Origin of the sequence: Bosea vestrisii, assembly GCF_030144325.1 — a bacterium.
In the GTDB taxonomy this organism is placed as follows: Bacteria; Pseudomonadota; Alphaproteobacteria; order Rhizobiales; family Beijerinckiaceae; genus Allobosea; species Allobosea vestrisii_A.
Genome location: NZ_CP126307.1, coordinates 1,377,615 through 1,404,438 on the forward strand (window position 1 = coordinate 1,377,615; position 26,824 = coordinate 1,404,438).

Annotated in this window: 26 protein-coding genes; 12 read left to right on the forward strand and 14 right to left on the reverse strand. The window is 66.8% G+C overall.

The window, feature by feature from the left end:
* Window positions 1-72 precede the first annotated feature (72 nt).
* Window positions 73-687 carry an aminoacyl-tRNA hydrolase gene (gene pth / locus QO058_RS06835; protein WP_284171253.1) on the forward strand — a complete coding sequence of 205 codons (615 nt, stop codon included), beginning with the start codon at window positions 73-75 and terminating at the stop codon, window positions 685-687.
* A 9-nt stretch (window positions 688-696) separates the two neighbouring features.
* Here the strand turns inward: pth and QO058_RS06840 are convergent, their stop codons facing one another.
* Window positions 697-1,308 (reverse strand): hypothetical protein, encoded by a 612-nt coding sequence (locus tag QO058_RS06840; protein ID WP_284171254.1) that lies wholly within the window; start codon window positions 1,306-1,308, stop codon window positions 697-699.
* 201 nt (window positions 1,309-1,509) lie between these two features.
* On the opposite strand from QO058_RS06840, the gene ychF reads away from it, so the two are divergent.
* The 3 genes from ychF (at window position 1,510) to QO058_RS06855 (ending at window position 5,033) form a co-directional block, all read left to right on the forward strand.
* Window positions 1,510-2,607 carry a redox-regulated ATPase YchF gene (ychF, locus tag QO058_RS06845; protein ID WP_284171255.1) on the forward strand — a complete coding sequence of 366 codons (1,098 nt, stop codon included), beginning with the start codon at window positions 1,510-1,512 and terminating at the stop codon, window positions 2,605-2,607.
* 130 nt (window positions 2,608-2,737) lie between these two features.
* A complete protein-coding gene (locus QO058_RS06850) occupies window positions 2,738-3,751 on the forward strand; it encodes a MaoC family dehydratase (RefSeq protein WP_284171257.1) in 1,014 nt (337 codons plus the stop codon).
* A 100-nt stretch (window positions 3,752-3,851) separates the two neighbouring features.
* Window positions 3,852-5,033: a cystathionine beta-lyase gene (locus QO058_RS06855; RefSeq protein WP_284171258.1), complete on the forward strand. Its 1,182-nt coding sequence runs from the start codon at window positions 3,852-3,854 to the stop codon at window positions 5,031-5,033.
* A 37-nt stretch (window positions 5,034-5,070) separates the two neighbouring features.
* Here QO058_RS06855 and QO058_RS06860 read toward each other — a convergent pair whose 3' ends face one another.
* From QO058_RS06860 to QO058_RS06900, 9 genes are all read right to left on the reverse strand, one after another.
* Complete coding sequence (locus QO058_RS06860) at window positions 5,071-6,378, reverse strand: sensor domain-containing diguanylate cyclase (RefSeq protein ID WP_284171259.1); 1,308 nt, start codon at window positions 6,376-6,378, stop codon at window positions 5,071-5,073.
* 53 nt (window positions 6,379-6,431) lie between these two features.
* Window positions 6,432-7,076 (reverse strand): class II aldolase/adducin family protein, encoded by a 645-nt coding sequence (locus tag QO058_RS06865; RefSeq protein ID WP_284171260.1) that lies wholly within the window; start codon window positions 7,074-7,076, stop codon window positions 6,432-6,434.
* Window positions 7,073-8,182 (reverse strand): S-methyl-5-thioribose-1-phosphate isomerase, encoded by a 1,110-nt coding sequence (gene mtnA, locus QO058_RS06870; RefSeq protein WP_284171262.1) that lies wholly within the window; start codon window positions 8,180-8,182, stop codon window positions 7,073-7,075. Before mtnA ends, QO058_RS06865 begins: the two co-directional genes overlap by 4 nt.
* A gap of 4 nt (window positions 8,183-8,186) precedes the next feature.
* A complete protein-coding gene (locus QO058_RS06875) occupies window positions 8,187-8,732 on the reverse strand; it encodes an adenine phosphoribosyltransferase (RefSeq protein WP_284171264.1) in 546 nt (181 codons plus the stop codon).
* A gap of 67 nt (window positions 8,733-8,799) precedes the next feature.
* The gene (locus tag QO058_RS06880) at window positions 8,800-9,681 is read right to left on the reverse strand and encodes an S-methyl-5'-thioadenosine phosphorylase (protein WP_284171265.1); all 882 of its coding nucleotides are present in this window, start codon (window positions 9,679-9,681) and stop codon (window positions 8,800-8,802) included.
* Window positions 9,682-9,831: 150 nt separating this feature from the next.
* Window positions 9,832-10,713 carry a cytochrome c1 gene (locus QO058_RS06885; protein WP_284171266.1) on the reverse strand — a complete coding sequence of 294 codons (882 nt, stop codon included), beginning with the start codon at window positions 10,711-10,713 and terminating at the stop codon, window positions 9,832-9,834.
* Window positions 10,714-10,721: 8 nt separating this feature from the next.
* Window positions 10,722-11,993: a cytochrome b gene (locus QO058_RS06890; RefSeq protein ID WP_284171267.1), complete on the reverse strand. Its 1,272-nt coding sequence runs from the start codon at window positions 11,991-11,993 to the stop codon at window positions 10,722-10,724.
* A 56-nt stretch (window positions 11,994-12,049) separates the two neighbouring features.
* Window positions 12,050-12,592: a ubiquinol-cytochrome c reductase iron-sulfur subunit gene (petA, locus tag QO058_RS06895; RefSeq protein ID WP_284171268.1), complete on the reverse strand. Its 543-nt coding sequence runs from the start codon at window positions 12,590-12,592 to the stop codon at window positions 12,050-12,052.
* A 201-nt stretch (window positions 12,593-12,793) separates the two neighbouring features.
* Window positions 12,794-14,659, reverse strand: a complete 1,866-nt coding sequence (locus QO058_RS06900) for an ABC transporter ATP-binding protein (protein ID WP_284171270.1) — start codon at window positions 14,657-14,659, stop codon at window positions 12,794-12,796.
* A 356-nt stretch (window positions 14,660-15,015) separates the two neighbouring features.
* On the opposite strand from QO058_RS06900, the gene QO058_RS06905 reads away from it, so the two are divergent.
* The 5 genes from QO058_RS06905 to QO058_RS06925 all read left to right on the forward strand — a co-directional run bounded on the left by QO058_RS06905 (window position 15,016) and on the right by QO058_RS06925 (window position 18,987).
* Window positions 15,016-15,474 carry a RidA family protein gene (locus QO058_RS06905; protein ID WP_236846472.1) on the forward strand — a complete coding sequence of 153 codons (459 nt, stop codon included), beginning with the start codon at window positions 15,016-15,018 and terminating at the stop codon, window positions 15,472-15,474.
* Window positions 15,475-15,539: 65 nt separating this feature from the next.
* The gene (locus QO058_RS06910) at window positions 15,540-16,952 is read left to right on the forward strand and encodes an aminotransferase class V-fold PLP-dependent enzyme (RefSeq protein WP_284171272.1); all 1,413 of its coding nucleotides are present in this window, start codon (window positions 15,540-15,542) and stop codon (window positions 16,950-16,952) included.
* A 146-nt stretch (window positions 16,953-17,098) separates the two neighbouring features.
* On the forward strand, window positions 17,099-17,572 hold the full coding sequence (locus tag QO058_RS06915; RefSeq protein ID WP_284172833.1) for a tRNA (cytidine(34)-2'-O)-methyltransferase: 474 nt from the start codon (window positions 17,099-17,101) through the stop codon (window positions 17,570-17,572).
* A 13-nt stretch (window positions 17,573-17,585) separates the two neighbouring features.
* Window positions 17,586-18,509, forward strand: coding sequence for an oxygen-dependent coproporphyrinogen oxidase (gene hemF, locus QO058_RS06920; RefSeq protein WP_284171273.1), 924 nt, complete (start codon window positions 17,586-17,588; stop codon window positions 18,507-18,509).
* 91 nt (window positions 18,510-18,600) lie between these two features.
* The gene (locus tag QO058_RS06925; RefSeq protein ID WP_284171274.1) at window positions 18,601-18,987 is read left to right on the forward strand and encodes a GNAT family N-acetyltransferase; all 387 of its coding nucleotides are present in this window, start codon (window positions 18,601-18,603) and stop codon (window positions 18,985-18,987) included.
* Between the two features lie 27 nt (window positions 18,988-19,014).
* Here the strand turns inward: QO058_RS06925 and QO058_RS06930 are convergent, their stop codons facing one another.
* From QO058_RS06930 to QO058_RS06945, 4 genes are read right to left on the reverse strand one after another with little or no spacing between them, the layout of a single operon-like run.
* Window positions 19,015-20,244, reverse strand: a complete 1,230-nt coding sequence (locus QO058_RS06930; protein WP_284171276.1) for a CCA tRNA nucleotidyltransferase — start codon at window positions 20,242-20,244, stop codon at window positions 19,015-19,017.
* A complete protein-coding gene (locus QO058_RS06935; protein ID WP_284171278.1) occupies window positions 20,241-20,513 on the reverse strand; it encodes a DUF6111 family protein in 273 nt (90 codons plus the stop codon). The genes QO058_RS06930 and QO058_RS06935 overlap by 4 nt, the downstream gene beginning before the upstream one ends.
* A gap of 24 nt (window positions 20,514-20,537) precedes the next feature.
* Window positions 20,538-21,209: a CoA pyrophosphatase gene (locus QO058_RS06940; protein ID WP_284171280.1), complete on the reverse strand. Its 672-nt coding sequence runs from the start codon at window positions 21,207-21,209 to the stop codon at window positions 20,538-20,540.
* Window positions 21,209-21,793: a DUF1285 domain-containing protein gene (locus QO058_RS06945; protein ID WP_432212015.1), complete on the reverse strand. Its 585-nt coding sequence runs from the start codon at window positions 21,791-21,793 to the stop codon at window positions 21,209-21,211. The genes QO058_RS06940 and QO058_RS06945 overlap by 1 nt, the downstream gene beginning before the upstream one ends.
* A 183-nt stretch (window positions 21,794-21,976) precedes the next feature.
* Here QO058_RS06945 and QO058_RS06950 point away from each other — a divergent pair, with 183 nt between their 5' ends.
* Genes QO058_RS06950 through QO058_RS06960 form a run of 3 tightly spaced genes read left to right on the forward strand, consistent with a single transcriptional unit; the run spans window position 21,977 to window position 26,761 of the window.
* Window positions 21,977-22,993 carry an AAA family ATPase gene (locus QO058_RS06950; protein ID WP_284171282.1) on the forward strand — a complete coding sequence of 339 codons (1,017 nt, stop codon included), beginning with the start codon at window positions 21,977-21,979 and terminating at the stop codon, window positions 22,991-22,993.
* A gap of 10 nt (window positions 22,994-23,003) precedes the next feature.
* Window positions 23,004-23,921, forward strand: a complete 918-nt coding sequence (locus QO058_RS06955; RefSeq protein ID WP_284171284.1) for a DUF58 domain-containing protein — start codon at window positions 23,004-23,006, stop codon at window positions 23,919-23,921.
* Window positions 23,922-23,935: 14 nt separating this feature from the next.
* Complete coding sequence (locus QO058_RS06960; protein ID WP_284171285.1) at window positions 23,936-26,761, forward strand: DUF4159 domain-containing protein; 2,826 nt, start codon at window positions 23,936-23,938, stop codon at window positions 26,759-26,761.
* Window positions 26,762-26,824 lie beyond the last annotated feature (63 nt).

Here is a 26,824-nt window from a genome sequence, read left to right on the forward strand (position 1 = left end):
GCGGAACGAACGCTTGCGGACGGCCGGGCATGCCCGGCCGTTTTGCTATGACAACCGGTGCGGGACCGAACCATGCTGATCTTCGCCGGCCTCGGCAATCCGGGCTCCCGCTATGCCCGCAACCGCCACAATATCGGCTTCATGGCGGTCGAGGCGATCGCTCGCGCTGCCCGTGCCGCGCCTTGGCGCGCCCGCTTTCAGAGCCATGCCTGCGAGGCGACGATCGGCGGCGAGAAGGTGCTGCTGCTCATGCCACAGACCTTCATGAACGAATCCGGCCGCGCGATCGGCGAAGCCGCACGCTTCTTCAAGGTCGCGCCTGCCGACGTCATCGTCTTCCATGACGAGCTCGATCTGCCGCCGGCCAAGCTGCGCGTGAAGCTCGGCGGCGGCAATGCCGGCCATAACGGCCTGCGCTCGACCACGGCAGCGATCGGAAACGATTACTGCCGCGTGCGGATGGGCATCGGCCATCCCGGCGACAAGGCACTCGTCCATCCCTATGTGCTGAACGATTTCGGCAAGGCCGAGGAGCCCTGGGTCGAGGACCTCTGCACCGCCTGCGCCGACAATGCGGCCCTGCTGGCGAGCCATGACGACGCCGGCTTCCAGAACAAGGTCCACCTCTTCATGGAGGCGCGCGGCCACGGCGCGGTGAAGCGCCTTGGCGAGAAGGCAACGGATTAGGGCTCGCTGTCACAGCGGGAGCTGGGCACCCGCCTTGGCGATCGTCACCCGGCTGCTCGACAAGCTGCCATCCGCCTCCCGGCTTGCGGTCATCGCCACCTGCGCTCCGGCGACGAGGTCGCCGGTCTGCGCCGGCGCCGCCATGATGATGTTGGCCTCGGGCGGGATCGCGATCTTCTGCTCGCCGCCGGGATAGGTCAGCGTGACGCTGCCGCCTTCGACCTGCGAGACCGTCTCGGCCACCGTCGCGTTCGTCATCGTCGAATCCGGCAGAACGCCCCAGGGTTTGTGGCCCTCGCCCGTGCCCCGCATCGCCTCAGGGAAGATGAAGACCTGCACGGCCGTCAGCCCGCCGCCGGCCTGCGGGCGCGCGCCGACACCTATGAAGCTGCCCTTCTTGATATCGGCGATCGCGGCCTTGACCACGGCTCCGATTGAATAATTGGGCGCAAGAGCAATTGTCGTCGTCGTGCCCTCCTGCGTCTTGACCGTCAGGGACTGGCCTTCGAGACGTTCGACCGTGCCGCGCACACGTGTTTGGGGTGTCTGGGGCGTCTGCGCCAGTACACCCGCTACGGAAAGCGTGACGAGACCGATCAGGGTGAATGAGGCGAGGCGCATGGAGCAGCTCCGTTAGCCGATCTTTTCAGTCGCGCTCCACTCGTGCGCGGTCGGCAATCGCGCCGCCATGCACTTTCGCGTGATCCACGCTCGCGCCCGCCATCTTGTCTTTTGCTGCTCCGCACCCAATAAGGCCGGGGAGAACCGAGAGATCTTTCCGCGGTGGCCGCAGCCGGCCCGCGATGCATTGGACGAGCAAGCATGGGCTTCAAATGCGGTATCGTCGGCCTGCCGAATGTCGGCAAGTCGACCCTCTTCAACGCGCTGACGCAGACAGCTGCCGCGCAGGCGGCGAACTATCCGTTCTGCACGATCGAGCCGAATGTCGGCGACGTCGCTGTGCCCGACGAGCGGCTGGAGAAGCTCGCCGCGATCGCCGGCTCGAAGGAGATCATCCCGACGCGGCTGACCTTCGTCGACATCGCCGGCCTCGTCCGCGGCGCCTCCCGCGGTGAGGGTCTCGGCAACCAGTTCCTCGCGAATATCCGCGAATGCGACGCCATCGCCCATGTCGTGCGCTGCTTCGAGGATGGCGACATCACCCATGTCGAAGGCAAGATCTCGCCGATCGACGATATCGAGACGATCGAGACCGAGCTGATGCTCGCCGACCTCGACAGCCTCGAGAAGCGCGTGCTGCCGCTGGAGAAGAAGGCCAAGTCCGGTGACAAGGAAGCCAAGGAACTGGCCGACCTGATGAATCGCTGCCTCGTGCTGCTGCGCGAGGGCAAGCCGGCCCGCCTCGTCCAGGTCGCGGCCGACGAGCGCCGCGCCTTCGAGACGCTCGGCCTGCTCTCGTCGAAGCCGGTGCTCTATGTCTGCAATGTCGAGGAAGCCAGTGCCGACAAGGGCAATGCCTTCTCCGAGCAGGTCAAGGCCCGCGCCGCCGAGGAAGGCGCGGTCGCCGTCGTCGTCTCGGCCAAGATCGAGAGCGAGATCGCCGTGCTGCCGGCCGCGGAGCAGACCGATTATCTCGAGGCCGTCGGCCTCGAAGAGCCCGGCCTCAATCGTGTGATCCGCGCCGGCTATGCGCTGCTCCACCTCGTCACCTATTTCACCGTCGGCCCGAAGGAAGCCCGCGCCTGGACGATCGAGAAGGGCACCAAGGGCCCTGCCGCCGCCGGCGTGATCCATACCGATTTCGAGAAGGGCTACATCCGCGCCGAGACCATCGCCTATGACGACTATGTCGCCAACAAGGGCGAGAGCGGCGCGCGCGAGGCCGGCAAGTTCCGGCTCGAAGGCAAGGAATACGTGGTCGCAGATGGCGACGTGCTGCATTTCCGCTTCGCCAATTGAGCCTGCGGCGCCGGAACGCGATCCGCTCCGGCGCCATGCATGGTCGGCGTTCGGAGTTTGCACGTTTACCGCTCGCTCGTGATTGATCCCGCGAGCAGAATGCGGGCCTGATCAGTGAGATGGGCTACCAATGCTCTATTTTGAGGACTTCATCGCCGGCTCCGTGAGCGAGTATGGCGCGCTTCCTGTCTCGCAGGACGACATCCTCGCTTATGCGAGCCGCTTCGATGCACAGGACTTCCACATCGATCCCGACAAGGCCAAGGCGAGCTTCGTCGGCTCGCTGATCGCGTCCGGCTGGCACAGCTGCGCCCTGCTGATGCGGCTCGCAGCCGAGGCCTTCTTCCTCGACTCGACCTCGATGGGCTCACCCGGCGTCGAGGAGGTCAAATGGCTGCGGCCGGTGAAGCCGGGTGACGTGCTGAAACTGCGCTGGACGATCAGCGAAACCAAGGAGTCGCGCTCCAGACCCGAAATGGGACTCGTCAAATTCCGCTTCGAGCTGCTGAACCAGCGTGGCGAGTCGGTGGTCGAACAGAACAACTGGGTGATGTTCGGCCGCCGCGGCTCCGGCTTCGAAACGGCAGGCGGTGACTGGCTCGGGCATTCGGTAGGTTACGCGCCACCACACACGACCGTTGTCGTCGAGCCGCCCGCTCTGCCGACCGCGCCTTCTGGCTTCTTCGACGAACTGGTGATCGGCGAGACCTGGGAGCTGGGCAGCCTCGTCTTCACGCCGGAGGAGATCGTCGCCTTCGCCCGCTCCTTCGACCCGCAGCCTTTCCACATGGATGAGGAGGCCGCGCGCAAGAGTTCCTTCGGCAGCCTCTGCGCCTCCGGCTGGCACACGGCGGCCGGCTGGATGGCGGCGATGGTCAGCCACCGCCGCCGGCAGGAGGCACTAGTCGCGCCAGCCGCAGCGCCGCGCCTCGGCCCCTCCCCCGGTTTCAAGAACCTGCGCTGGCTGAAGCCGGTCTATGCCGGCGACCGCATCACCTATCACTCGACCGTTGCTGACAAGCGCCCGAGCCTCTCGCGTCCGGAGTGGGGCCTGTTCTTCCACCACAACACCGGCGTCAACCAGAACGGCGAGACGGTCTTCAGCTTCGACGGCTGCGTCTTCATCGAGCGCAAGCCGGCCTGATGTCCACGGCTGGCGCATGGCTACCGGCGCCGGAGCCCGTTGCCGCCACTGCCACCTTGCGTGATTCTTCCTGTCCAAGAAGCAAGGGCGGGAGCAGGCGATGGCCAAGGAACGGCAGCTCAGCTGGAAATCGAAGCTGGTTCACTCGGCCGCCAAGGCTCCAGATGGCTTCAGCTCGCTGATCACGCCGGTCTATCGCGGCTCGACGACGCTGTTCAGGGATGCAGCCTCAGTCGGCGATACCTGGCGGCAGGACGAGGCGGCCTACACCTACGGACTCTACGGCACACCGACGACGCTGGAGCTGGCGGCGCGCATCGCCGAGCTGGAGGGCGCGACGCATACCTTTCTGGCTCCAGGCGGCCAGGCCGCGCTCGCGCTGGTCAATCTCGCTTTCCTCGGCCCCGGCGACCATGTCCTGATACCGGAATCGATCTATGGTCCCCATCGCCTCGTCGGAGACGGCTTGCTGCGCAAGTTCGGCATCGAGGTCGAATACTACGACCCGTTGATCGGCGAAGGCATCGCCGGGCTGCTGAGTGACAACACCCGGGTGATCTGGTGCGAGAGCCCGGGCTCGGTGACGATGGAAGTGCAGGACCTGCCGGCGATCGCACGGGCCGCAACTGGACGCGACATCACCATCGCGATCGACAACACCTATTCCGCCGGCGTGATGTTCGATGCCTTCAGCCACGGCGCCCATGTCACCTTGCAGGCGCTGACCAAATACATCGGCGGCCATAGCGACATCCTGATGGGCTCGATCTCCGTCAAAGACGAGGTGCGCTATGCCAGGATCGGCGAGATGCACCAGATGCTCGGCATGGCGGTCTCACCCGACGATTGCAGCCTCGTGCTGCGCGGGCTGCAGACGCTGGGCGTTCGACTGGAGAGGCTCGAAGCATCCTGCCTCACCATCGCTAGATGGCTGGAGCAGCGTCCCGAGATCGAGCGCGTGCTGCATCCAGCCCTCCCCGCCTCGCCCGGGCATGCGATCTGGAAGCGCGATTTCACCGGCTCGGCCAGCGTCTTCTCGATCGTCTTCAAGGCCGGCTATGCGGAGAAGGACCTGCTCGGCTTCATAGACGCGCTGACGCTCTTCAAGATCGGCTATAGCTGGGGCGGCGTCACCAGCCTGGCGGTGCCATACTTCCACGTCCGGCGCCAGCATCGCGCCTACGGCTCGCGCCTCGTGCGGCTGAACATTGGGCTCGAAGAGGTCGAGGACCTCCTCGCCGATCTGGAAGGTGCGCTGGAGACCCTTCCGAAAGGGCTCTAGACTGCTTCGGGCAGGCCGCTCCGGTTGGAAACCTGCTCTATCCGGCAACGCGCCGCGAAGCCGCCGGCGGGCTCGCCACCTCGATACGGTCGCGGCCATTGCGCTTGGCGGCATAGAGCGCCTCGTCGGCACGAGCGTGGAGGCTCGTGCCGTCCAACGGTCCTTCTCCCGCGCAAAGTCCGATCGAGACAGTCACCCCTGTCAGTTCGCTATGAAGCAGACGCCACGGTACTCGCCGCAAGGCACGGCAAATGGCCATCGCAGCCTCCTCAGCCGCCTCGATCGAAGTGTCGCCGAGCAGGACACCGAACTCCTCGCCGCCGACCCGAGCCACCAGCGCCGAAGCCGACGTGACCTGTGCCGCGATGACCCCGGCGATGGCCTTGAGGCAGGCGTCGCCGACCAGATGGCCGAAACGGTCATTGATCGTCTTGAAATGATCGACATCGATCATCAGCAGCGAGAGCGGCTCCGGTCGGGCTGACGCATCGGCGAGACGGCCGACGAAGCGGCGGTGATTGGCAAGGCCGGTCAGCCCGTCCGTCTCGGCGAGTTCTGCCAGCGCCACATTGGCCCGGCGCAAGGCCTCCTGCGCTTCCAACAGCTCCATCTGCTGGCGCTTGGTGGCTGTAATGTCGGCATGGGTGAAGAAGCTGACGCCGCCGGTGCTGTGCCGCGCGATCAGGCGGAGCCAGCGCTGGCCGGGCAACTCGATCTCGAACGGCACGCCGTCATAGCGCAGGCCATTGCTGATCGCCGCCCGCCAGGCGCCGACCGGCGAGGCTTCGCGCCAGCACCAGGCGATGATCTCGTCCAATGTGCGACCCACAACCGGAGTGCCCTTGGGCAGATCGTAGAGCCGTCTGAAAGCGTTGTTGGCGGCGATCACCCGCTCCTTCGCATCCAGGATCGTGGCGCCGTCCGGGATGAAGCGCAGCGCATCCATCACCGGCAGCACCAGCTCGGAGGCCGTCTCGGAATGGCTCTCGACATCCAGCCGCTGCCAGAGCCGCACGCGGCCGCCATCCGGGGCCCGCAGCGATGACGCGCGCAGCTTGCGGCCGTTATGGATGAATTCGAAGGGCTGCGTCTGGTTCTCGTGGCGCGTCACGCCCTCGGCGACATGCAGCGCGATGTCCGGCATTTCCTCCGGCGAGAGACGGCGCTGATAGAACCGCACCAGATTGTCCCCGTAAGGCTCGCCGACGTAGATCTCGCCTTCGTCCTCGGGGAAGAACTGCAGGAAGGTCTGGTTCCAGCACAGGGCCCTCATCTGCTCATCGTATTCGCAAACGCCTATACCAAGGGCGTCGAGCGAATCGAGCAGATAGCGCGAGAGCTTCATCCCAACGTCATTAGACGAGAGCCGTTAACAACCGGTGAGATCGGTCTTTAAGATCAACCGACCTTTCCGTAACCCGAGAATCGAGCCGAAACACGCTCCATCTCGGCCGCGTCGAGGATAACCGGCTCAAGCCCGGAGGCCAGCAGGTCGAGATACTGCCCAGCCAGATTCTCGACCTCGGCGACGATGGTATGCGCGCCAGCCAGGCTCGCGCCGAGCGCGATCACGCCGTGATTGGCGAGCAACACGGCCTTGCGGCCTTCCAGCGCTCGAACCGCGTTGGCAGCCAGCTCCGGCGAGCCGAACGTGGCATAGTCGGCGCAGCGGACATCAGCCCCGCCGCACAGCGCGATCATGTAGTGGAAGGCCGGGATGCCGCGACGCGCGCAAGAGAGCGCCGTCGCCCGCGGCGAATGCGTGTGGACGATCGCCTGCGCATCAGGCCGCGCCTTGTAAATCTCGACATGGAACGGCCATTCCGACGAGGGCTTGCGCTCGCCCGAGAGCGTCGTGCCATCGAGCGAGAGATGGATCAGGTCCTCCGGCCTTGTTTTCGCATAAGGCAGGCCGGACGGCGTGATCAGCAGCCCGCCTTCGAAACGGGCCGAGACATTGCCCGATTTCGACGGGCAGAAGCCGGCCTTGTCGATCGCCTGCGCGACCGCAACGATCTCCTCACGCAGTGTCAGTTCGTTCATGCCGCCACACCACTCGTCATCTCAGGAAAGAGCCTCGCCAGTCCCTCGGCGCTCGCCGGCGCGACGCCGCGCTCGGTGATCAGGCCGGTGACGAGCCGCGCCGGGGTGACGTCGAAGGCCGGATTACACGCCGGGCTACCGGGTGCCGTGACCTGGAAGAAACCGGTGCGGCCATCTTCGCTCTGTCCGAACAGATGCGTGACCTCGTAGCTTGCGCGCTCCTCGATCGGAATCTCCTTCAGCCCGTCCTGCAACGTCCAGTCGATCGTCGGCGACGGCAGCGCCACATAGAACGGCACGCCATTGTCCCTGGCCGCCAGCGCCTTGAGATAGGTGCCGATCTTGTTGGCGACGTCGCCGGTTGCGGTCGTCCGGTCGGTGCCGACAATCACCATGTCGACCTCACCGCGCTGCATCAGATGGCCGCCGGCATTATCGACGATCACGGCATGCGGCACGCCATGACTGCAGAGCTCGTAGGCCGTCAGCGCCGCGCCCTGGTTGCGCGGGCGCGTCTCGTCGACCCAGACATGGACAGGGATGCCGGCATCATGCGCGAGATAGATCGGCGCCAGCGCCGTGCCCCAATCCACCGTGGCGAGCCAGCCTGCATTGCAATGGGTGAGGATATTGACCGGCTCGCCCGCCGGTTTATTTGCCGCTATCTTGCGGATCACGCCGAGCCCGTGCTCGCCGATGGCATGGCAGAGCGCGACATCCTCGTCGCAGATCGCCGCCGCCTCGGCATAGGCCGCAGCGACCCGTTCGGCTTCCGGGAGATCGATCAGGCTCCGGCGCATCCGCGCCAGTGCCCAGTGCAAATTGACCGCGGTCGGCCGGGTGGCGCCGAGCATCGCCAGCGCCTGCTCCAGCGCGGTATCAGAGGCATCGATCCGCAGCGCCAGCGCCACGCCATAGGCCGCCGTCGCACCGATCAGGGGCGCACCGCGCACCGTCATGTGGCGGATGGCGTGGGCTGCCTCTTCGGCAGTCGCGAGCCTGGCCGTCTCGAAATGGAAGGGCAGCCGCGTCTGATCGATGACGCGTACGCCCCAGCCATCCTCGTCGAGCCAGATGGTGCGATAGTGCCGCCCGTGGATCTTCATGGCGTCAATGTCCGGCGAAGGAGACCAGCGTGCGCACCGGCACGCCGAGCCGTCTGATCTTGTCGGCGCCGCCGAGGTCCGGCAGGTCGATGATGAAGCAGGCCGCGACCACCTCGGCGCCGAGCGAGGAGAGCAGCTTCACCGCCGCCTCAGCCGTGCCGCCCGTGGCGACGAGATCGTCGACCAGGAGGACCCTTTCGCCGCGCGAGACCGCATCCTTGTGCACCTCGATCTCATCGGCGCCGTATTCGAGCGAATAGGGCATGCCGACGGTCTCATGCGGCAGCTTGCCCTTCTTGCGCACCGGCACGAAACCGGCCGAGAGCTGATGCGCCACGGCGCCGCCAAGGATGAAGCCGCGCGCCTCGATACCGGCGATCTTGGCGATCTTCAGCCCGGCGAAAGGCTGAACCAGCTCGTCCACCGTGCGGCGGAAGGCGCGGGCATCGCCGAGCAGCGTGGTGATGTCGCGGAACTGGATCCCGGGCGCCGGATAGTCGGGAATCGTCCGGATCGCATTCTTCAGATCGTCGAGCGCGCTGCGGTCCATGACAAAGTCCATCGGCTGGGGGCCCCTCTTAGCGCAAGGGGCCTGCTGCGGGAAAGCCGGCGCAGCGTCAGCCCTGCGCCTTGAGCACCCGCCCGGCCACTGCATCGAGCTTGGCCATGAGCCTGGGGTCGCGGAACTCCGGCGCGGTGACAATCGCGAAGTCGAGGGCATTGTGCGAGCCGACCGGGCAAGGCTCGCGCTCGCGCGGGAAATCGGCCGCGAGCCGCGCCACCAGCTGGCGAGCCTTGTCGGCATTGGCGTGCAGCACGGCGATCACGGAGGCGACGTCGACCGCGCCATGCTCCTCATGCCAGCAATCGTAATCGGTCACCATCGCGACGGTCGCGTAGGTGATCTCGGCCTCGCGCGCGAGCTTGGCCTCCGGCATCGCCGTCATGCCGATCAGGTCGTAGCCGAGCCGCTTATAGGTCAGCGATTCGGCCAGCGTCGAGAATTGCGGGCCTTCCATGGTGACGAGCGTGCCGCCTCGCACAAAAGGTAGGTCTTCCGCGGTGGCAGCAGCCGCGATCCGCTCCTGCAGAGCCGGTCCGACCGGATGCGCCACCGAGACATGGGCAACGCAGCCCTTGCCGAAATAGGAACTCGCGCGCCCCGCCGTTCGGTCGACGAACTGGTCGACCAGCACGAACAGGCCGGGATAGAGCTCGGCCTTGTAGGAGCCGCAGGCCGAGAGCGAGACGAGATCGGTGACCCCTGCCCGCTTCAGCACGTCGATATTGGCGCGGTAGTTGATCTCTGACGGCGGGATCGCATGGCCGCGGCCATGGCGCGGCAGGAAGACGATTTTCGTCTCCCCCATCCGGCCGATCCGCAGCACGTCGGAGGGCTCGCCCCAGGGGCTCTCGATCCGCTCCTCGCGAAGGTCGCTGAGCCCAGGCAGGTCGTAGATGCCGGAGCCGCCGATGATGCCCAGAACCGCTTCAGCCATGTCGCCTGCCCTCGAAAGCTTTCCCGGCCAAGGATCAGAAGTTTGTGACGTCCGCGCAACCGCGGACGGCTGCGACACACGTCGATCCACAGCCTTGGCCACGAACGAAAAAGGCCCCGTTTCCGGGGCCCCTTCTGATTTCAATTCCGCTCAATGCGTCGAGGCGTGGTCGGGCAGGCGCGACCAGATCTTCTTCTTGGTGAAGTAGAGCAGGCCGGCGAAGAGCGCGAGGAAGAGCATGACCTGCATGCCCATGCGCTTGCGCGCCTCGAGATGCGGCTCCGCCATCCACACCATGAAGGCGGAGACGTCCTTGGCGTACTGCTCGACGGTCTCCGGCACCGGTGACTTACCGTCAGGTCCCTTCGGGTATTCGATCTGACCGTCGTTCAGCGGCTTCGGCATCGCGATCAGATGGCCGGACATATAGGTGTTGTAGTTCTGGCCCGGCAGCAGCGGCGGGAAGTCCTTCGGCGGATCCTTATAGCCGGTCAGGAGCGCGACGATGTAGTCCGGCCCCTGCTCCTGATATTGGGTGAAGATGTCGAAGACGAACTTCGGGAAGCCGCGCTCATAGGTACGTGCCTTCGCGAGCATGTCGATCGGCGGCGGATAGGCGCCGCCATTGGCGGCACGCGCTGCCTGCTCGTTCGGGAACGGTGCAGGGAAGGCGTCGGCGGCACGACCGGGGCGCTCGAACATCTCGCCGGCATCGTTCGGGCCGTCCTTGATGTTGGTATAGCTCGCGGCCAGCGCCGCGACCTGCGAGGGCGTGAAGCCTGGGCCGCCCGGCTGCGCCAGGTTGCGGAACCGGACCAGGCTCATCGCATGGCAGCTGGCGCAGACTTCCTTGGCGACCTTGAAGCCGCGCTGGAGCTGAGCCTGGTCGAACTTGCCGAACGGGCCTGAGAACGACCAGCTCTGCGCCGGCGGCTTCGGGCCGCCTTCCGCGGCCAGGGTCGGTGCGGCAGCGGCGATGGCAAGACCTGCAACGAGGCCAGCAAGCGACAGGCGGAGGGACATCTTGCTCATGGTCGCGTTCAGCCCTTGGCCTGCGGTTCCGAAGCGGTGGCGTGGGCGAGGCGTGCGCCCGAGCCGCCGAGCACCGAATCGGCGATGGAGGTCGGCAGCGGGGCCGGCCGTTCGAAGATGCCGATCAGCGCCAGCGCCAGGAAGAAGCCGAAATACAGCACCGTCAGGATTCGCGAGATGGTGACGTAGGGCTCGTCGGCCGGCATCGCACCGAGATAGCCCAGCCCGATGCAGACCAGCACGAACATCCAGAAGAACTGGCGCGCGATCGGTCGGTAGGTCATCGACTTGACCTTGGAGGTGTCGATCCAGGGCAGGAAGGCGAGGATCACGATCGCGCCGCCCATGGCGAGCACGCCGCCGAGCTTGTCGGGGATGGCGCGCAGGATCGCGTAGAACGGCAGGAAGTACCATTCCGGCACGATGTGAGCGGGCGTCGCCGCCGGGTTGGCCGGGATATAGTTATCGGCATGGCCCATGAAGTTCGGCTGGTAGAACACGAACCAGGCGAACACCAGCATGAAGCAGACCATGCCGAACAGGTCCTTGATGGTCGCATAGGGCGTGAACGGCACGGTGTCCTTCTTGACGTCCTTCACCTCGACGCCAGTCGGATTGTTCTGGCCGACATGGTGCAGCGCCCAGATGTGCAGGACGACGATGCCAGCGATCATGAACGGCAGCAGGAAGTGCAGCGAGAAGAAGCGGTTCAGCGTCGGGTTGTCGACCGAGTAGCCACCCCACAGGAAGGTGACGATCGTCTCGCCGATCACTGGCAGCGCCGAGAACAGGTTGGTGATGACCGTCGCACCCCAGAACGACATTTGGCCCCAGGGCAGGACGTAGCCCATGAACGCCGTGGCCATCATCAGGAGGAAGATGATGACGCCGAGGATCCACAGCACCTCGCGCGGCGCCTTATAGGAGCCGTAGTAGAGGCCGCGGAAGATGTGGATGTAGACCGCGACGAAGAACATCGAGGCGCCGTTGGAGTGCAGATAGCGCAGCAGCCAGCCATAGTTCACGTCGCGCATGATGTGCTCGACGGAATTGAACGCCATGGTCGCGTTCGGCGTGTAGTGCATCGCCAGGATCACGCCGGTGATGATCTGCGCCACCAGCATGAAGGTGAGGATGCCGCCGAAGGTCCAAAGATAGTTGAGGTTGCGCGGCACCGGATAGGACACCGCTGAATCGTGCATGAGCCGCACGATCGGCAGGCGCGCATCGAGCCAGCGCTCGATCCCTGTCTTCGGCTGGTAGCTGCTGTGACCGCTCATTCTGCTCGCCTCAAGCTCTCTCAAATCCGCCCGATGCCGTCTTCGCCTTAAGAGGCTCAGCCGATCTTGATCTTGGTGTCCGCGGTGAACGCATAGGGCGGCACCGGCAGGTTCAGCGGCGCGGGACCCTTGCGGATGCGGCCGGAGGAATCGTAGTGCGAGCCGTGGCAGGGGCAGAACCAGCCGTCGAACTCGCCCTTCGGCTCGCCCGGCGCGGTGCCGAGCGGCACGCAGCCGAGATGGGTGCAGTTGCCGTAAATGACGAGGAACGGCTCATGGCCGGCCTTGGTGCGCTGCTCGTCGGTCTGCGGATCGCGCAGCGTCGCGACGTCGACGGCCTTGGCCTCGTCGATCTCCTTCTTGGTGCGGTGACGCACGAAGATCAGCTTGCCGCGCCAGAACAGCTTGATCGCCTGGCCTTCCGCGATCGGGGCGAGATCGAGGTCGATCGGAGCGCCGGCGGCGACGACCTGCGCATCTGGCGCCAATTGCCCAAGCAGCGGCAGCAGCAGCGAGCCGGCGCCGACGACGCCGACAGCGGCTGTGGTCAGCATCAGAAAATCGCGGCGGGTGGGTTCGGTGCCTGTCGTTCCGGTCACGTGCGCCACGATCCAATTCCCTGCTCGGCGGCCGGCTTGACCGGCTGAAACAACCTCAGGCGCCCTCACGGGGGCGCGAGCGCCAAGCCGCCGTGAAGCGGCGCGTCGCCTGCCGCGCTCTTTGGCATGCAGTTTTGACGAAGTCTACTGTTCCCCGTGCCGCAGCCCACCGCATCGCAGCAAGGCCGCCGTGCAGCCAACTCAGACCGGCATCCGGTCGCTATCGGCAAGCGCCAGGAAGCCACCCGACTGCCGCGCCCACAGCCTTGCGTAGAGGCCCTCGCGCCGCACCAGCTCGTCATGGCTGCCCATATCCACGACCCGGCCGTTGTCGAGCACGATCAGCCGATCGAGTGCGGCGATGGTGGACAGGCGGTGCGCAATCGCGATCACAGTCTTTCCTTCCATCAATGTGGAAAGCTGCGCCTGGATCTCGGCCTCGACTTCCGAATCAAGCGCCGAGGTCGCCTCGTCGAGGATCAGGATCGGTGCGTCCTTGAGCAGCACGCGCGCGATCGCGATACGCTGGCGCTGGCCACCGGACAGCTTGACGCCGCGCTCGCCGACGCGCGAGTCGAAGCCCTTGCGCCCGTCCTGGTCGCTGAGGCCGAGCACGAAATCATGCGCGGCGGCGCGCCTTGCCGCTATCGCGATCTCCTCTTGGGTCGCGCCGATGCGGCCATAGGCGATATTGTCGCCGATCGAACGGTGCAGCAGCGAATTGTCCTGCGTGACCATGCCGATCTGGCTGCGCAGCGATTCCTGCGTAACCCGGGCGATGTCCTGCCCGTCGATCAGAATGCGGCCCGAATCGAGCGGGTAGAGCCGCAGCAACAGGTTGACCAGCGTCGATTTGCCCGCGCCTGAGGGGCCGACGAGCCCGATCTTCTCGCCCGGCTTGATCTCGAGGTCGAGATTCTCGAACAGCCCCAACGGCCTGCCGTAATTGAACCGGACATGCTCGAAGCGGACGCCGCCCTGCGCAACCTTGAGCGGCACGGCGTCCGGCGCATCCGGCAAGTCATGCGGCTTGGCGATCGTCTCCATGCTCTCCTGCACAGAGCCGATATTCTCGAAGACGCCGCGCACCAGATGGATCAGCCAGCTCGACATCTGCACGAGGCGCAGCACGAGGCCGATGGCGGCGGCAACCGCACCCGGCGACATTTCGCCCTGGCTCCACAGCAGTAGGCAGAGCCAAGCCGTTGCCACGACGAGCAGGCTGTTCATCGTCTGCAGAATGACGCTGACGCCGGTGATCAGCCGCGACAGGTTGAGGAAAGAGGCGTTCCAGCGCGTCAGCGCGTCGCGCACCGCCGAGCGCTCGGCATCGGCGCGGGCGAAGAGCTTGACCGTCAGGATGTTGGTGTAGGCATCGACGATCCGGCCCGTCGTGGTCGAGCGGCCGAGCGAGTTCGCCTCCGAACGCTTCTTGGCGCGCGGCACAAAATAGACCAGCAGCACGACATAGGCGGCGAGCCAGACGATCACCGGCATGGCGAGCCAGATGCTGGTCGAGCCGAAAAAGCCGAGCGCGACCGAGGCGAAGATCAGCGCGTACCAGAGATCGTCGATCACCTCGATCGTCGCGCCGCGGATCGCTTGCCCGGCCTGGATCACCCGCGATGAGAGCCGACCGGCGAAGTCGTTCTGGAAATAGGAGAGCGCGTGGCCGAGCGTGTAGACATGGTTGCGCCAGCGGATCTGGTTGGTGATCTGCGGCACCACGACCTGATCGACGATGGCGTGATTGGCGAAATAGACCAGCGGCCTGAACACGGTGACGAGCACCGCCGCGCCGATCAGAAGCCAGCCGTGCTCGCTGAAGACCTGCTCCGGCGAGTTCTTCGTCAATAGATCGACGAACCAGCCGACCATCAGGTACATCGCCGCCTCGATGCCGGAAAAGCCGAGGCCGGTCAGCATGATCAGGGCCATCCAGCCCTTCGCGCCCCGGATGTGATGCCACATGAAACGGAACACGCCGGTCGGCGGCGTTTCGCGCTCGTCGAACGGCGCGAAGACATCGATGCGGCTTTCGAGAAAACGGAAGAGCGGGGCGAACATGCGGGGCGCCGCCCTCCTCGGATCGGTCGATACCGATATGGGGCGCATCGCGCGCCGTGGCCAGAGCTTGTGACGCACCCCGGTCAGGCCATGACAGCAATGCATGACGGACGGAAGACTGGCGGTTGGAAGGCTAGGGAGTGCGGACCGTTCAGGCGCTTGCACAGGCATTGCGGGAACGTAGAATAAAATTCCACCTGAGCGCGCATTATTGGAAGAATCTTACCAACAGTCGTACGACAAAAGAACTGCTACTTCCGCATGACGGAGTGCACATCTGCATCCTTGCCTGCGTCGTCCGGACACGCCGAGCATGCCCCTGCGCCGCAAGTGACAGCGGCGATTTGGAGGCGACAATGACCAAGATGCTTTGCGGGCTCGCTCTGGCGGGCGCGCTTGTCCTGCCGGTTTCCGTGCAGGCGCAGACCGCCGGCAAGACGGTGATCTCGACGCCGAACGCACCGGAGGCGATCGGTCCCTATTCGCAGGCGATCAGGGCCGGAAACACGGTCTTCCTGGCCGGGCAGATCCCGATCGATCCCAAGACCAAGCAGCTGATGAAGGACGCCAGCATCGAGGATCAGACCAAGCTCGTCCTCGACAATCTCAAGGCCGTGCTCGAGGCCGATGGGCTGACGATGGACAATGTCGTCTCGACGAGCGTTTTCATGAAGGACCTCAACGAGTTCGGCAAGATGAACGAGGTCTATGCGACCTATTTCAAGACCGCGCCGCCCGCACGCGCGACCGTCGAGGTCGCCCGTCTCCCCAGAGACGTGAAGGTCGAGATCGGCGCTATCGCCGTCCGCCCCTGAGCTGCCGCACCGCCCGGCAGCTCACCGCCCGACAACAGGATCCCTCGCAACCATGGAGTAGGCCCATGCAAGCCTCGGAAGAGAAGACGCTCGCTTTCGACCCGAACCGCCGCGCCTTTATCGGCGCCCTCGCTTCTTCCGCCGCCTTCGCCGGTTCGCTGGCGAGTTTCGTACCGACTGGCGCGAGCGCTCAGGCGCCTGCGGCCGCGGCCCTCGCCAATGACGCCGCCTTCTGGGCGGATGTCCGCAAGCTCTTCGATCAGAAGCCCGGCGTCCGTTACATGAACATCGGCACTGCCGGTTCCATGCCGGTCGAGACGCAAGCCTTCCTCCACGCCGAGTCGCGCCGGCACGCTCACGAGTCGATGAGCGGCTATGGCAATTATCTGCCGCAGCGCCAGGCGTTGGCGAAGAGCTTCGGCTGCGACGCGGACGAGATCGTCATGTCGGGCAACACCTCGGACGGCATGTGCCACGCCTTGCTCGGCATGGTCTGGCGCCCGGGCGACGAGATCGTCACCACCAATCACGAGCATTCCGGCGGCAACGCGCCGATGGCGCTGCTGCAGGATCGCTACGGCGTGGTGATCAAGCGCGTCATCCTGCCGGTCGGCAACAAGCAGAAGGCGGAGGACTATGTCGAGCTGTTCTCGGCCGCGATCGGCCCTCGGACCAAGGCGATGGTCTTCTCGGCGCCGACCTACAAGACCGGCACATTGCTGCCGGTCAAGATGCTGGCCAAGCTCGCCCAGGACAAGGGCATCGTCAGCGTCTGCGACGCCGCGCACCTGCCGGGAATGATCAACATCGACATGCGCGACCTCGGCGTCGATTTCCTCGCCGGCGCCGGCCACAAATGGCAATGCGGGCCGCTCGGAACCGGCATCCTCTATGTCCGCAACAAGGTGCTGCCGCAGTTCAACCCGCTGCCACTGCCGGACTATTTTCCGGTGGTGACCAGCGCCTATCCGGCCTCCGGCGGCCTCCCCCAGCGCACCAGGACGAGCAAGGAGAGCGACGACCTCGCCGCGCGCATCCAGAGCACCGGCAGCCGCAACGCGCCCGTCTACCTGGCGCTCGCCAAGTCGGTCGAGATCTGGGACCGGATCGGGCGCGACAAGATCGCGACCTACACGGTCGGCATGGCGCAGCACCTCAAGGAGAAGATCGCGGCGAAATGGGGTGTCGATTCCCTCTATTCGCCGAAGGACGATCCGCGCCTTGTCTGCGCGCTCACCGCCTTCAATCCGTTCCGCAATCCGATGGATGTGAAGGACAAGGTGAAGTCGGACACGTTCGTGAAGCGCATGCTGGACGAGTACGGCTTCGTCATCCGCAACTCGAACTTCCCGGTCGCGGGCCAGAAGGACGAGCACTACGGCGTGCGCGTCTCGACCCATCTGTGGAGCAACATGGGCGATGTCGACCAGTTGGTCGACGCCATGTGGGAGCTCGCCGGCAAGATGCACTCCGTCTGACGCATTGCTTCGCCACTAGAGCCGGATCCGATCAGGTTGAATCAACCTGATCGGTGAAACCGTCTCTCACTTTTGGTCAGAGCCGGGGCGACCCGGCCGGCGGCGAAGCTTGACGATGGCGGGCGAGGCGCAGCATGACGCTCGCCATGTTGCGCCTCGCCCTCTACCAGCCCGACATCCCGCAGAACGCCGGCACGATGATCCGCCTGGCCGCCTGCCTCGGTGTTGCCGTCGATATCGTCGAGCCCGCCGCCTTCGACGTCTCCGACCGCAATTTCCGCCGTTCCGGCATGGACTATATCGAGCGGGCAGCGGTGACCCGCCACGACAGCTTCCGCGCCTTCGAAGCCTGGCGCCGCGAGGCCGGCCATCGCCTCGTGCTGGCCGAGACCGACGGCGCCAGCGCGCACACGGATTTCGCCTTCCGCCCCGGTGACATCATCATGGTCGGCCGTGAATCCGCCGGCGTGCCGCCGGAAGTCTATGCCGCCGCCGAGGCGAGCGTGCATATCCCGATGCGCCGCGATTTGCGCTCGCTCAATGTCGCCATGGCCGCGGCGATGGTCGTGGGCGAAGCGCTGCGTCAGCTTGGCGCCTATCCCGGGCCGGCCGATATCTGACAAAGAGGCCGCCATGACCGGACAAGCCACTGAAGTCGCCGCCTTTGATCCCGCCGTCGTCGAGGCACTGAAGCCGCGCGCGAGCGCCTGGTTCGAGAGCCTGCGCGACCGCATCTGCGCCGCCTTCGAGCAGATCGAGGACGAAACGACCGGCCCCCTCCCCGCCGAAACCGACGAGCCCGGCCGCTTCGTGCGCACGCCCTGGCAGCGCACCAACCATGACGGCGCGAAGGGTGGCGGCGGCGTGATGTCGCTGATGTCGGGGCGCGTCTTCGAGAAGGTCGGCGTCCACGTCTCGACCGTGCATGGCAGCTTCGCGCCGGAATTCGCCGCCCAGATCCCCGGTGCGGCCGAGGACCCGCGCTTCCATGCCACCGGCATCTCGCTGATCGCTCATCCCTGGAACCCGCACGTGCCGACCGTGCACATGAACACCCGCTTCGTCGTGACGACGAAGCCCTGGTTCGGCGGCGGCGCGGACCTGACTCCTGTGCTGGACCGCCGGCGGACACAGGACGATCCCGACGCGATCGCCTTCCATGCCGCGATGCGCGCGCCCTGCGAGGCCCATGCCGGCGTCGCCGACTACGATCGCTTCAAGGCCTGGTGCGACGAGTACTTTTTCCTGAAGCACCGCAATGAGCCGCGCGGCATCGGCGGCATCTTCTACGACTATCTCTGGTCGGGCGATCCGGACGCCGACCTCGCCTTTACCAAGGCGGTGGGCGAAGCCTTCCTTGACAGCTACCCGCGCATCCTGCGTGCCAACCTTACGAAGTCCTGGACGGATGCCGAGCGCCATGAGCAGCAGGTCCGCCGCGGCCGCTATGTCGAGTTCAACCTGCTCTACGACCGCGGCACGATCTTCGGCCTGAAGACGGGCGGCAACGTCGCCTCGATCCTGTCCTCGATGCCGCCGACGGTCAGGTGGCCATGAGGTCGCCGTGACCCCGCCGCCGTGGGTTCGCATGCGGCGCGAGCTGGCGATACCTGCGCCCGCTCCAATCTGGCCCGCAGGATATCGCCTCGTGCCGTTCGCCATCACGGACATGTCGGCGATTCACGGATTGCTGCGCGTTGGCTACAGCCTCGGCGGCGGCCGCGTCCCCGCGTTCGAGGAGTGGAAGGCCGCTCTCCTCGGCGACAGCGATTTCGACCCGGCTCTGGTCTTTGTCGTCAGCGATGCGCAGGGCGTCATCGCCGCGGTTTGTCAGTGCTGGGCTTCGGCCTTCGTCAAAGACCTCGTGGTGCACCCTTCGGCGCGACGGCAGGGGCTCGGCGAGGCGCTTCTGCACCACGCGTTCGTCGAGTTCACCGCCCGCGGCGCCAATATCGTGGATCTCAAGGTCGAGATCGATAATCCCACCGGCGCGCGGCGACTCTATGAGCGCGTGGGTATGAAAGAGGTCGCCTGACCGCGACACTGCTCGAAAGCTTCCGGGTCAGCGATCCGACCCGTCCGCGGCTTCAGCCAGCATCTGGAATTGCGCTTCCCGCCCAGCCGGACAACCGACCTCGATCCAGGCTTCCCGCGCCGAACCGAGTACCTGCCCGACCCTCGGACCGGCATTGACGCCGAGCGCCAACACGTCCTTGCCCGTCGGCAGGAATGGCGGCGTCCGCGCCATCTCGGCAATTAGCGCATGAACGTCAGCCGATCTTCCGGCTGTCGCCGACAACACCAGCCCGCCCGCGACAGCATCCGTTCCGATGCGATGAGCCAAGTGGCGCAACGTCGCGATCTCCGGCAACGTCTCCCGGCCCGACAACGCCTCCAGTGCCGCAGCGATACCGGCGATCCGCTCGAACTCGGCGTTGGAGAGTCGCAGCCGCTCGCGCAGCCTGAGCACATCCTCGCCGACTGTGACGGCGAGCGCCGCAAGCCGGGACGCCGGATATACCTTGTCCCCTGGCGCATCGGCGATCGCGGCGAAACGCGACAGATGGGGCACGCCGCCGATCACCGGCACCAGCAGTCCCGCTCCCGCCATGGCCTGCACGGTCTCGGCAGCGCGCGGCGCGGCAAGCAGTTTGCGCAATTCTGCCCAAACCCGCTCGCGCGACAATCCATCGAGCCCGGCACGCCCCGCGATGCAGGCGTCAAGCGCAGCCCGATCCGGCTCGCCTGCTCCATAGCGGGCATGGAAGCGGAAGAAGCGCAGGATGCGCAGGTAGTCTTCCGCGATCCGCTCGCTCGCCGCGCCGATGAAGCGCACGCGCCGCGCTGCGAGATCGGCGAGCCCGTCGGCATAGTCGTGCAGCACGCCTGCGGCATCGAGCCCGAGCGCATTGAAGGTGAAGTCGCGCCGCAGCGCATCCTCGCGAAAATCGCGGCCGAAGGCGACGACGGCATGGCGACCATCGGTCTCGACATCACGGCGCAGCGTCGTGACCTCGAACGGCGTACCATCGATGACAATCGTAACCGTGCCGTGATCGATCCCGGTCGGAACCGCCTTGAAGCCGGCCGCGCGCGCGCGCCGCATCGTCTCGTCCGGTAGGCAGGTCGTTGCGATATCAATATCCGCCACCGCCTCGCCGAGCAGCGCGTTGCGCACGGCGCCGCCTACGATGCGAGCCTCCTCGCCGTCGCGGTTCAGCGCGGCGAGAAGCGTCACTACATCGGCTCGCGCCAGCAGTGCGACGAGGCGCTGCCGCTCGATTCCGGTCACGGCTTCGGCCGGTCGTCGAAATAGCCTGGCACCAGCCGGCCGTTCTCGACATGTGGCGGAACGAAGGGGCCGGTGTGCTGCGGCGCGACCAGCCCGGCGAAGATGAAGGAAGCGATGCCGAGGACGAGCCCCGTCACCGACAGCCAGAACAGATGCCGGCTCCAGTGCTCGACGTCGAACGGATTGCGTCGCCGGATCACGAGATAGCCCGCGAACAGGCAGAAAGGCAGGACGAAGAGCAAGAACTCCTCGATCAGCGAGCGCAGCATCGGGCCAGTCCAATCCGTCCAGTCTCAGTGTCCGGCGAGCCGCTCGTAGAGGTTGCGGATCATGCCGGCCGTCGCTCCCCAGATATAGCGATCGCCATGCGGCATCGCATAGTAGGTGCGATGACGCCCCCTGAATTCGCGACCATGGCGCTGGTGATTGGCCGGATCGAGCAGGAAGGCGAGCGGCGTCTCGAAGGCCTCGTCGACCTCGTGCGGATTGATCGTCAGGGCGAGCGGCGGCTCGACCAGCCCGACCACCGGCGTGACGCGATAACCGGTGCCGGTGAGATAGGCGTCGAGGTAGCCGACCGTGCGAACCTTGTCGGGAGCAAGCCCGACCTCCTCCTCCGCTTCGCGCAGCGCCGCAACCAGCGGCGAGCCGTCGGTGGCGTCGATGCGCCCGCCCGGAAAGGCGATCTGCGCCGAATGCTTGCGCAACGCCGCTGCGCGCTGGGTCAAGAGCACCGTCGGCTCGCCCGGGTGCAACACGATCGGGATCAGCACCGCCGCCTCGATCGCGCTCGTCTCGTCCGGGATGTCGATCGGCTCGGACTGGAGGTCGTGATCGCCGCGCGGCCGTGCGATCAGATCGCCATGGGCCGGCGGCTCAGCCCGCAGGCTGCGGAGCAGCAGCGCCTCGAGGTCGTCGCCGTTCCAGAACGCGGTCTCGGCCGGCCGTTTCGCCGGATGCTGCATCACAGTCCCTCGATCTCGCTGGCCGGCGCGACGATGTGGAAGGCGCCGCCGGCCGCGATGCCGAACTGCGCCTGCCCATCGACCTCGCTGATCTCGCCGAGCGCCAGGAGATCATAGGTCAGCGCCCGCGTGAGCCGGGCCCAGAGCCCCCGCCGGACATACACATAGGGCTTCACACCCTCGTTAGCAGCCCGGGCGAAGCGCAGCATGTTGTCAGGCCCGACCGTCACGAGGTCGTCGGTACTGGTCCGGAACGCGACGCTGCGCTGGTCACCTTCACCCTCCACCGCCATTTCGACGGCTTGCAAGGGAGCATCCTCGACCTTGATTCCGACCTTCTCGACCGGGGTCACGAGAAAATAATCGTCGCCCTCGCGCTTCAGCACCGAAGAGAACAGCTTGACCAGGGCCGGTCGACCGATCGGCGTGCCCAGATAAAACCAGGTCCCGTCGGCGGCGATACGCATGTCGAGATCGCCGCAGAAGGGCGGATTCCAGCGCTCGACCGGCGGCAGCCCACGGGAAGGACCGGTCCCGAGCGCGCTCAGCAGTCGATTCATCGCCCCGCCCGCCTCGGTCGTCATCTCACCTCGCGCTTTCGTCATCGGCATGCCGGTTGCATCGTCCTCTCGCCTTGAACTCTACATAATCGTGAAGCGGACTGTTGTGCACCGCCGCTCTCTGCCCCTTGAGCATGTTTCCCGCGAGGGTCAGAGTTTGGAATCGGACAGGAAGGCCCCGCCAGCGCGAGGCTGAAGGAGATCGACATGGTGGCGCAAGCCCGTGATGCCAACGCCCCGATCAACCTCGACACCGGCGTGGTCGAGGCGGCCGAGGCGGCGCTCGCCGCCATCGGCGCCGCCCGCACCGAGATCGGCCAGGTCATCTTCGGCCAGCAGAAGGTCGTCGATCTCTCGCTGATCACCCTGCTTGCCGGCGGCCACGGCCTGCTCGTCGGCGTGCCCGGCCTCGCCAAGACCAAGTTGGTCGAAGCCATGGGCACCGTGCTCGGCCTCTCGGCCCGCCGCGTCCAGTTCACGCCCGACCTGATGCCCTCGGACATCCTCGGCTCCGAAGTCCTCGACGAGAGCGAGGGCGGCAAGCGCCATTTCCGCTTCATCAAGGGCCCGGTCTTCGCGCAATTGCTGATGGCGGACGAGATCAACCGCGCCTCGCCCCGCACCCAATCGGCCCTGCTGCAAGCGATGCAGGAGCACCACGTCACCGTCGCCGGCGAGCGCCATGACCTGCCGGCGCCGTTCCACGTGCTCGCCACCCAAAACCCGATCGAGCAGGAGGGTACCTATCCTCTGCCGGAAGCGCAGCTCGACCGCTTCCTGCTCGAGATCGATGTCGGCTATCCCGATCGCGAAGCCGAGCGCCGCATCCTGCTCGAGACCACGGGTGCCGCCGAGCACAAGCCGGTACAGGCAATGACCGCTGAGACCCTGATGTCGACGCAGCGCCTGGTACGCCGCCTCCCGGTCGGCGAGGCGGTGGTCGATTCGATCCTCGATCTCGTCCGCTCGGCCCGCCCCGGCGATGGCGAGAAGGCGATCACCGACAAGCTCGCCTGGGGCCCCGGCCCGCGCGCCAGCCAGGCGCTGACGCTCGCCGCCCGCGCCCGTGCCCTTGTCGAAGGCCGGCTCGCGCCCTCGGTCGATGATGTCGCGGCGCTCGCCGCTCCGGTTCTGAAGCACCGCATCGCGCTGACCTTCGCCGCCCGCGCCGATGGCGAGACGGTCGAGGGTATCGTCGCCAAGCTGGTAGAGCGCCTGGGTTGAGGAAAAGCTGATGCTGCGCACGCGCGTCCTCGGCCAAGCTGAACGCCAGCCGGGACAGCCGGTCCTCAAGGCATCGCTCGATCTCGCCGCCCGCCTGCCCAGGCTGGTGCTGGAAGCGCGGCGGGTCTCGGCCAGCGTGCACGGCATTCATGGCCGCCGGCGCTCCGGCCCCGGCGAGACCTTCTGGCAATACCGGCCGCTGGTCACCGGCGAAGCCGCCTCGCGCATCGATTGGCGCCGCTCGGCCCGCGACGGCCACCTCTTCGTGCGCGAGCGCGAATGGGAGGCCTCGCATGCGATCTGGCTCTGGATCGACCGTTCGCCCTCGATGGGTTTTGCGTCCTCGCTCGCGCAAAGCAGCAAGGTCGATCGCGCGCTGATCGCCGGTTTCGCGCTGGCGGAAGCGCTGGTCGAGGGCGGCGAGCGCGTCGGCCATCTCGGCCTCACCCGTCCGATGGCCTCGCGTCGGATCGTCGAAATGCTGGCGCAGGCGATCCTGGCCGACCGTCGCAATGGCGAGGCCGACCTGCCGCCGGCAGAGCCGCTTCCACGCCTCGCCGACGCGATCCTGATCACCGACGGTTTGACGCCGGCCGCAGCGCTGGCCAAGCGCATCGCCACGCTGGCAAGCAGCGGAGCCAAGGGCCATATCCTCCTGATAGCCGACCCGATCGAGGAGACCTTTCCCTTCTCCGGACAGGCCGAATTGTTCGACCTGGAGGATGGCCTGTCGCTGCGGGTCGGTGATGCCGGCAAATGGGGCGAGGATTATCGCGAACGGCTGCTAGCTCATCGCGACGCCATCCGCGAGGCCTGCCGCCATGCCGGCTGGACGCTGACCCTGCACCGCACTGACCGCCCGGCGAGCGAAGGGGTTCTACGCATCGCCAGCCTGATCGCCGCCTCGCGCGGCGGCCCGGCAGGTTGAGGGGAGAACGGACGATGCTCTCATCGCTGCCGATCGCCTTCTCCGCGCCGCTGGCCCTGATCGCGCTGGCCGTCCTGCCCGTGCTCTGGCTGATCCTGCGGGTGACGCCGCCGCGGCCCAAGCGCATCGATTTCCCGCCGCTGAAGATCATGCGCGACCTGATCCCGCAGCGCGAGACGCCGGCGCATACGCCCTGGTGGCTGCTGGCGCTGCGCATGGCAGTGGCGGCATTGGCGATCCTAGCCGTCGCCGGCCCGGTCTGGAATCCGGTACGCGACGCAGCAGCCCTGCGCGGCCCGCTGCTGCTCCTGGTCGATAACGGCTTTGGCGCCGCGACCGACTGGCCCGAGCGTCAGGCCATCGCCGAGAGCCGCATTGCTGCGGCGACCCGCGAGGGCCGCCCGGTCGCGGTCGTCGGCCTCGCCGAGGCGCCGGCAGAGATCGCCCTCTCCCAGCCGCAGGGCGCGCTCGAGCGCCTGCGCGCGCTCAGCCTTCAGCCGCATGCGCCCGATCGCGGCGCCCATCTCCAGCGGCTCGAAGCCTTCTGGCGCGCCCAGCCCCAGGCCGAGACGGTCTGGGTTGCCGATGCGCTTGGTATCGGTGGCGGTGACGCCGATTTCCTCGCCCGGCTGAAGCAGGAGGCCGGTGCCAACCGGCTGTCGATCCATGCCGGCCCGGCCGACCAGCGCGCACTCACCGCGCCCGAGAACCTCGCCGGCGCGCTGACCGTCAAGGTGCTGCGCCCGACTGTGAACACCGCAGCGAGCGGCCAGGTCCGCGCCCTCGACCTCAAGGGCCTGCCGCTCGGCGACGCCCCCTTCGTCTTCGGCGGCAATGAGCTCGCGACCACCGCGCGGCTGACCTTGCCGATCGAGGTCCGCAACGCCGTCTCCCGGCTCGAGATCACCGGCGAGCGCAGCGCCGGCGCCGTCGCTCTCCTCGATGACCGTGCCAAGCGTCGCCGCGTCGGCATCGTTTCCGGCGCCACCGCCGACACCGCCCAGCCGCTGCTGTCGCCGACCTATTACGTCTCGCGCGCGCTCTCGCCCTTCGCCGAGATCCGCGAGCCCCGCTCCGGCTCGACCGATCCGGTCGGCGAGCTTCTGGCGCAGAACCTCTCCGTCCTTGTCCTCGCCGATATCGGCGCGCTCGACAGCGACACGGCGGCCAAGGTCTCGGCCTTCGTCGAGCGTGGCGGCGTGCTGCTGCGCTTTGCCGGGGCGCGCCTGGCTGCCTCCTCGGACGAGTTGACGCCGGTGCGGCTGCGCCGCGGCGGCCGCACCCTCGGCGGTGGCCTCTCCTGGGAGACCCCGCGCAAGCTCGCGCCCTTCACCCGCGAAAGCCCGTTCTTCGGCTCGTCCCTGGCCGAGGATGTCCGCGTCACTCGTCAGATCCTGGCCGAGCCCGAGCCGGATCTCGCTCGCAAGACCTGGGCGGCGCTGGAGGACGGCACCCCGGTCGTCACCGGCGAGCGCCGCGGCGACGGCGTGCTCGCCATGGTCCATGTCACCGCCGACACCACCTGGTCGAACCTGCCGCTCTCTGGCCTCTTCGTCGAAATGCTGCGCAAGGTCGTTGCCATGTCCGGCACCAGCGCGACCGAGGGACAAGGCGGCGAGGTCAAGGTCGAGACCCTGTCGCCGACGCGCGTGCTCGACGGCCAGGGCGCCTTCCGCAGCCCGCCGGCAACCGCCCAACCTGTGGCACGCACCTTCGCCGGGCGCGCCACACTCGCCCATCCGCCTGGCATCTACGGCCCGACCGACGGCGCCATGGCGGTGAACACGTTGGCTCCCGCCGACACACTGACCGCGCTCGACCTCCCCGCGCTCGGCGCAACCGTGCTGCCGATCGACCAGCCGGTCGCCCGCGATATCCGCCCGCAGCTCCTGGTACTGGCCCTCATTCTGCTCGTCGCCGACACCCTGGCGACGCTCTGGCTCGGCGGCCGGATGAATCTCGCGCGCTTCCGCCGCGCGGTACCGGCTGCGCTGCTGTTAGGCTTAGCTCTCGGAACTCTCTTCATTCCGGACGCGGCGCGCGCTCAGCAGCCTGGGCCCCCTGCCCCGCCGGCCGATCAGCGTCCCCCTGTGACCCGCGACATCGTCACGGCCGCGAGCGCGACCCGGCTCGCCTATGTCGTCACCGGCGACAGGGCGGTCGACGACATGTCCAAGGCCGGGATGGCCGGCCTCAACATCGTGCTCGGCGCCCGCACCGCGCTCGAGCCGGGCGAGGCGGCCGGCGTCGACGTCGCCCGCGACGAGCTCGCCATGTACCCGATCCTCTATTGGCCGGTGGTCGCCGGCCGGCCGATCCCGGCAGCCGAGACGCTGCGCAAGCTCGAAGCCTATATGAAGGGCGGCGGCCTCGTAATCTTCGACACGCGCGACGCGATGAGCACCCGGCCGGGCGGCGGCACCACGCCCGAGGGCGATCAGCTCCGCCGCATGCTGCAGACGCTCGACATTCCCGAGCTGGAGCCGATCCCGCGCGACCACGTCCTGACCAAGACCTTCTACATCCTCGACGGCTTCATCGGTCGCTATGACACCGGCACGACCTGGGTCGAGGTGCTGCCGCCTGCCAGCGAGGATGGCCGCCGCCCGGCCCGCGCCGGCGACAACGTCTCGCCGATCGTGATCACCTCGAACGACCTTGCCGCCGCCTGGGCCGTCGGGCGGCGCGGCGAGGCGCTCGTGCCGATGTCCGGTTCCGATCCGCGCCAGCGCGAGATGGCGCTGCGCGCCGGCGTCAACCTTGTGATGTACGCGCTGACCGGCAACTACAAGGCCGATCAGGTCCATGTCCCGGCTTTGCTGGAAAGGCTGGGACAATGACGATGCGTTTCGCCTGGGAACCGCGACAGGTCTTCTCCCCCTTCAGGGGGAGAGATAGAGAGG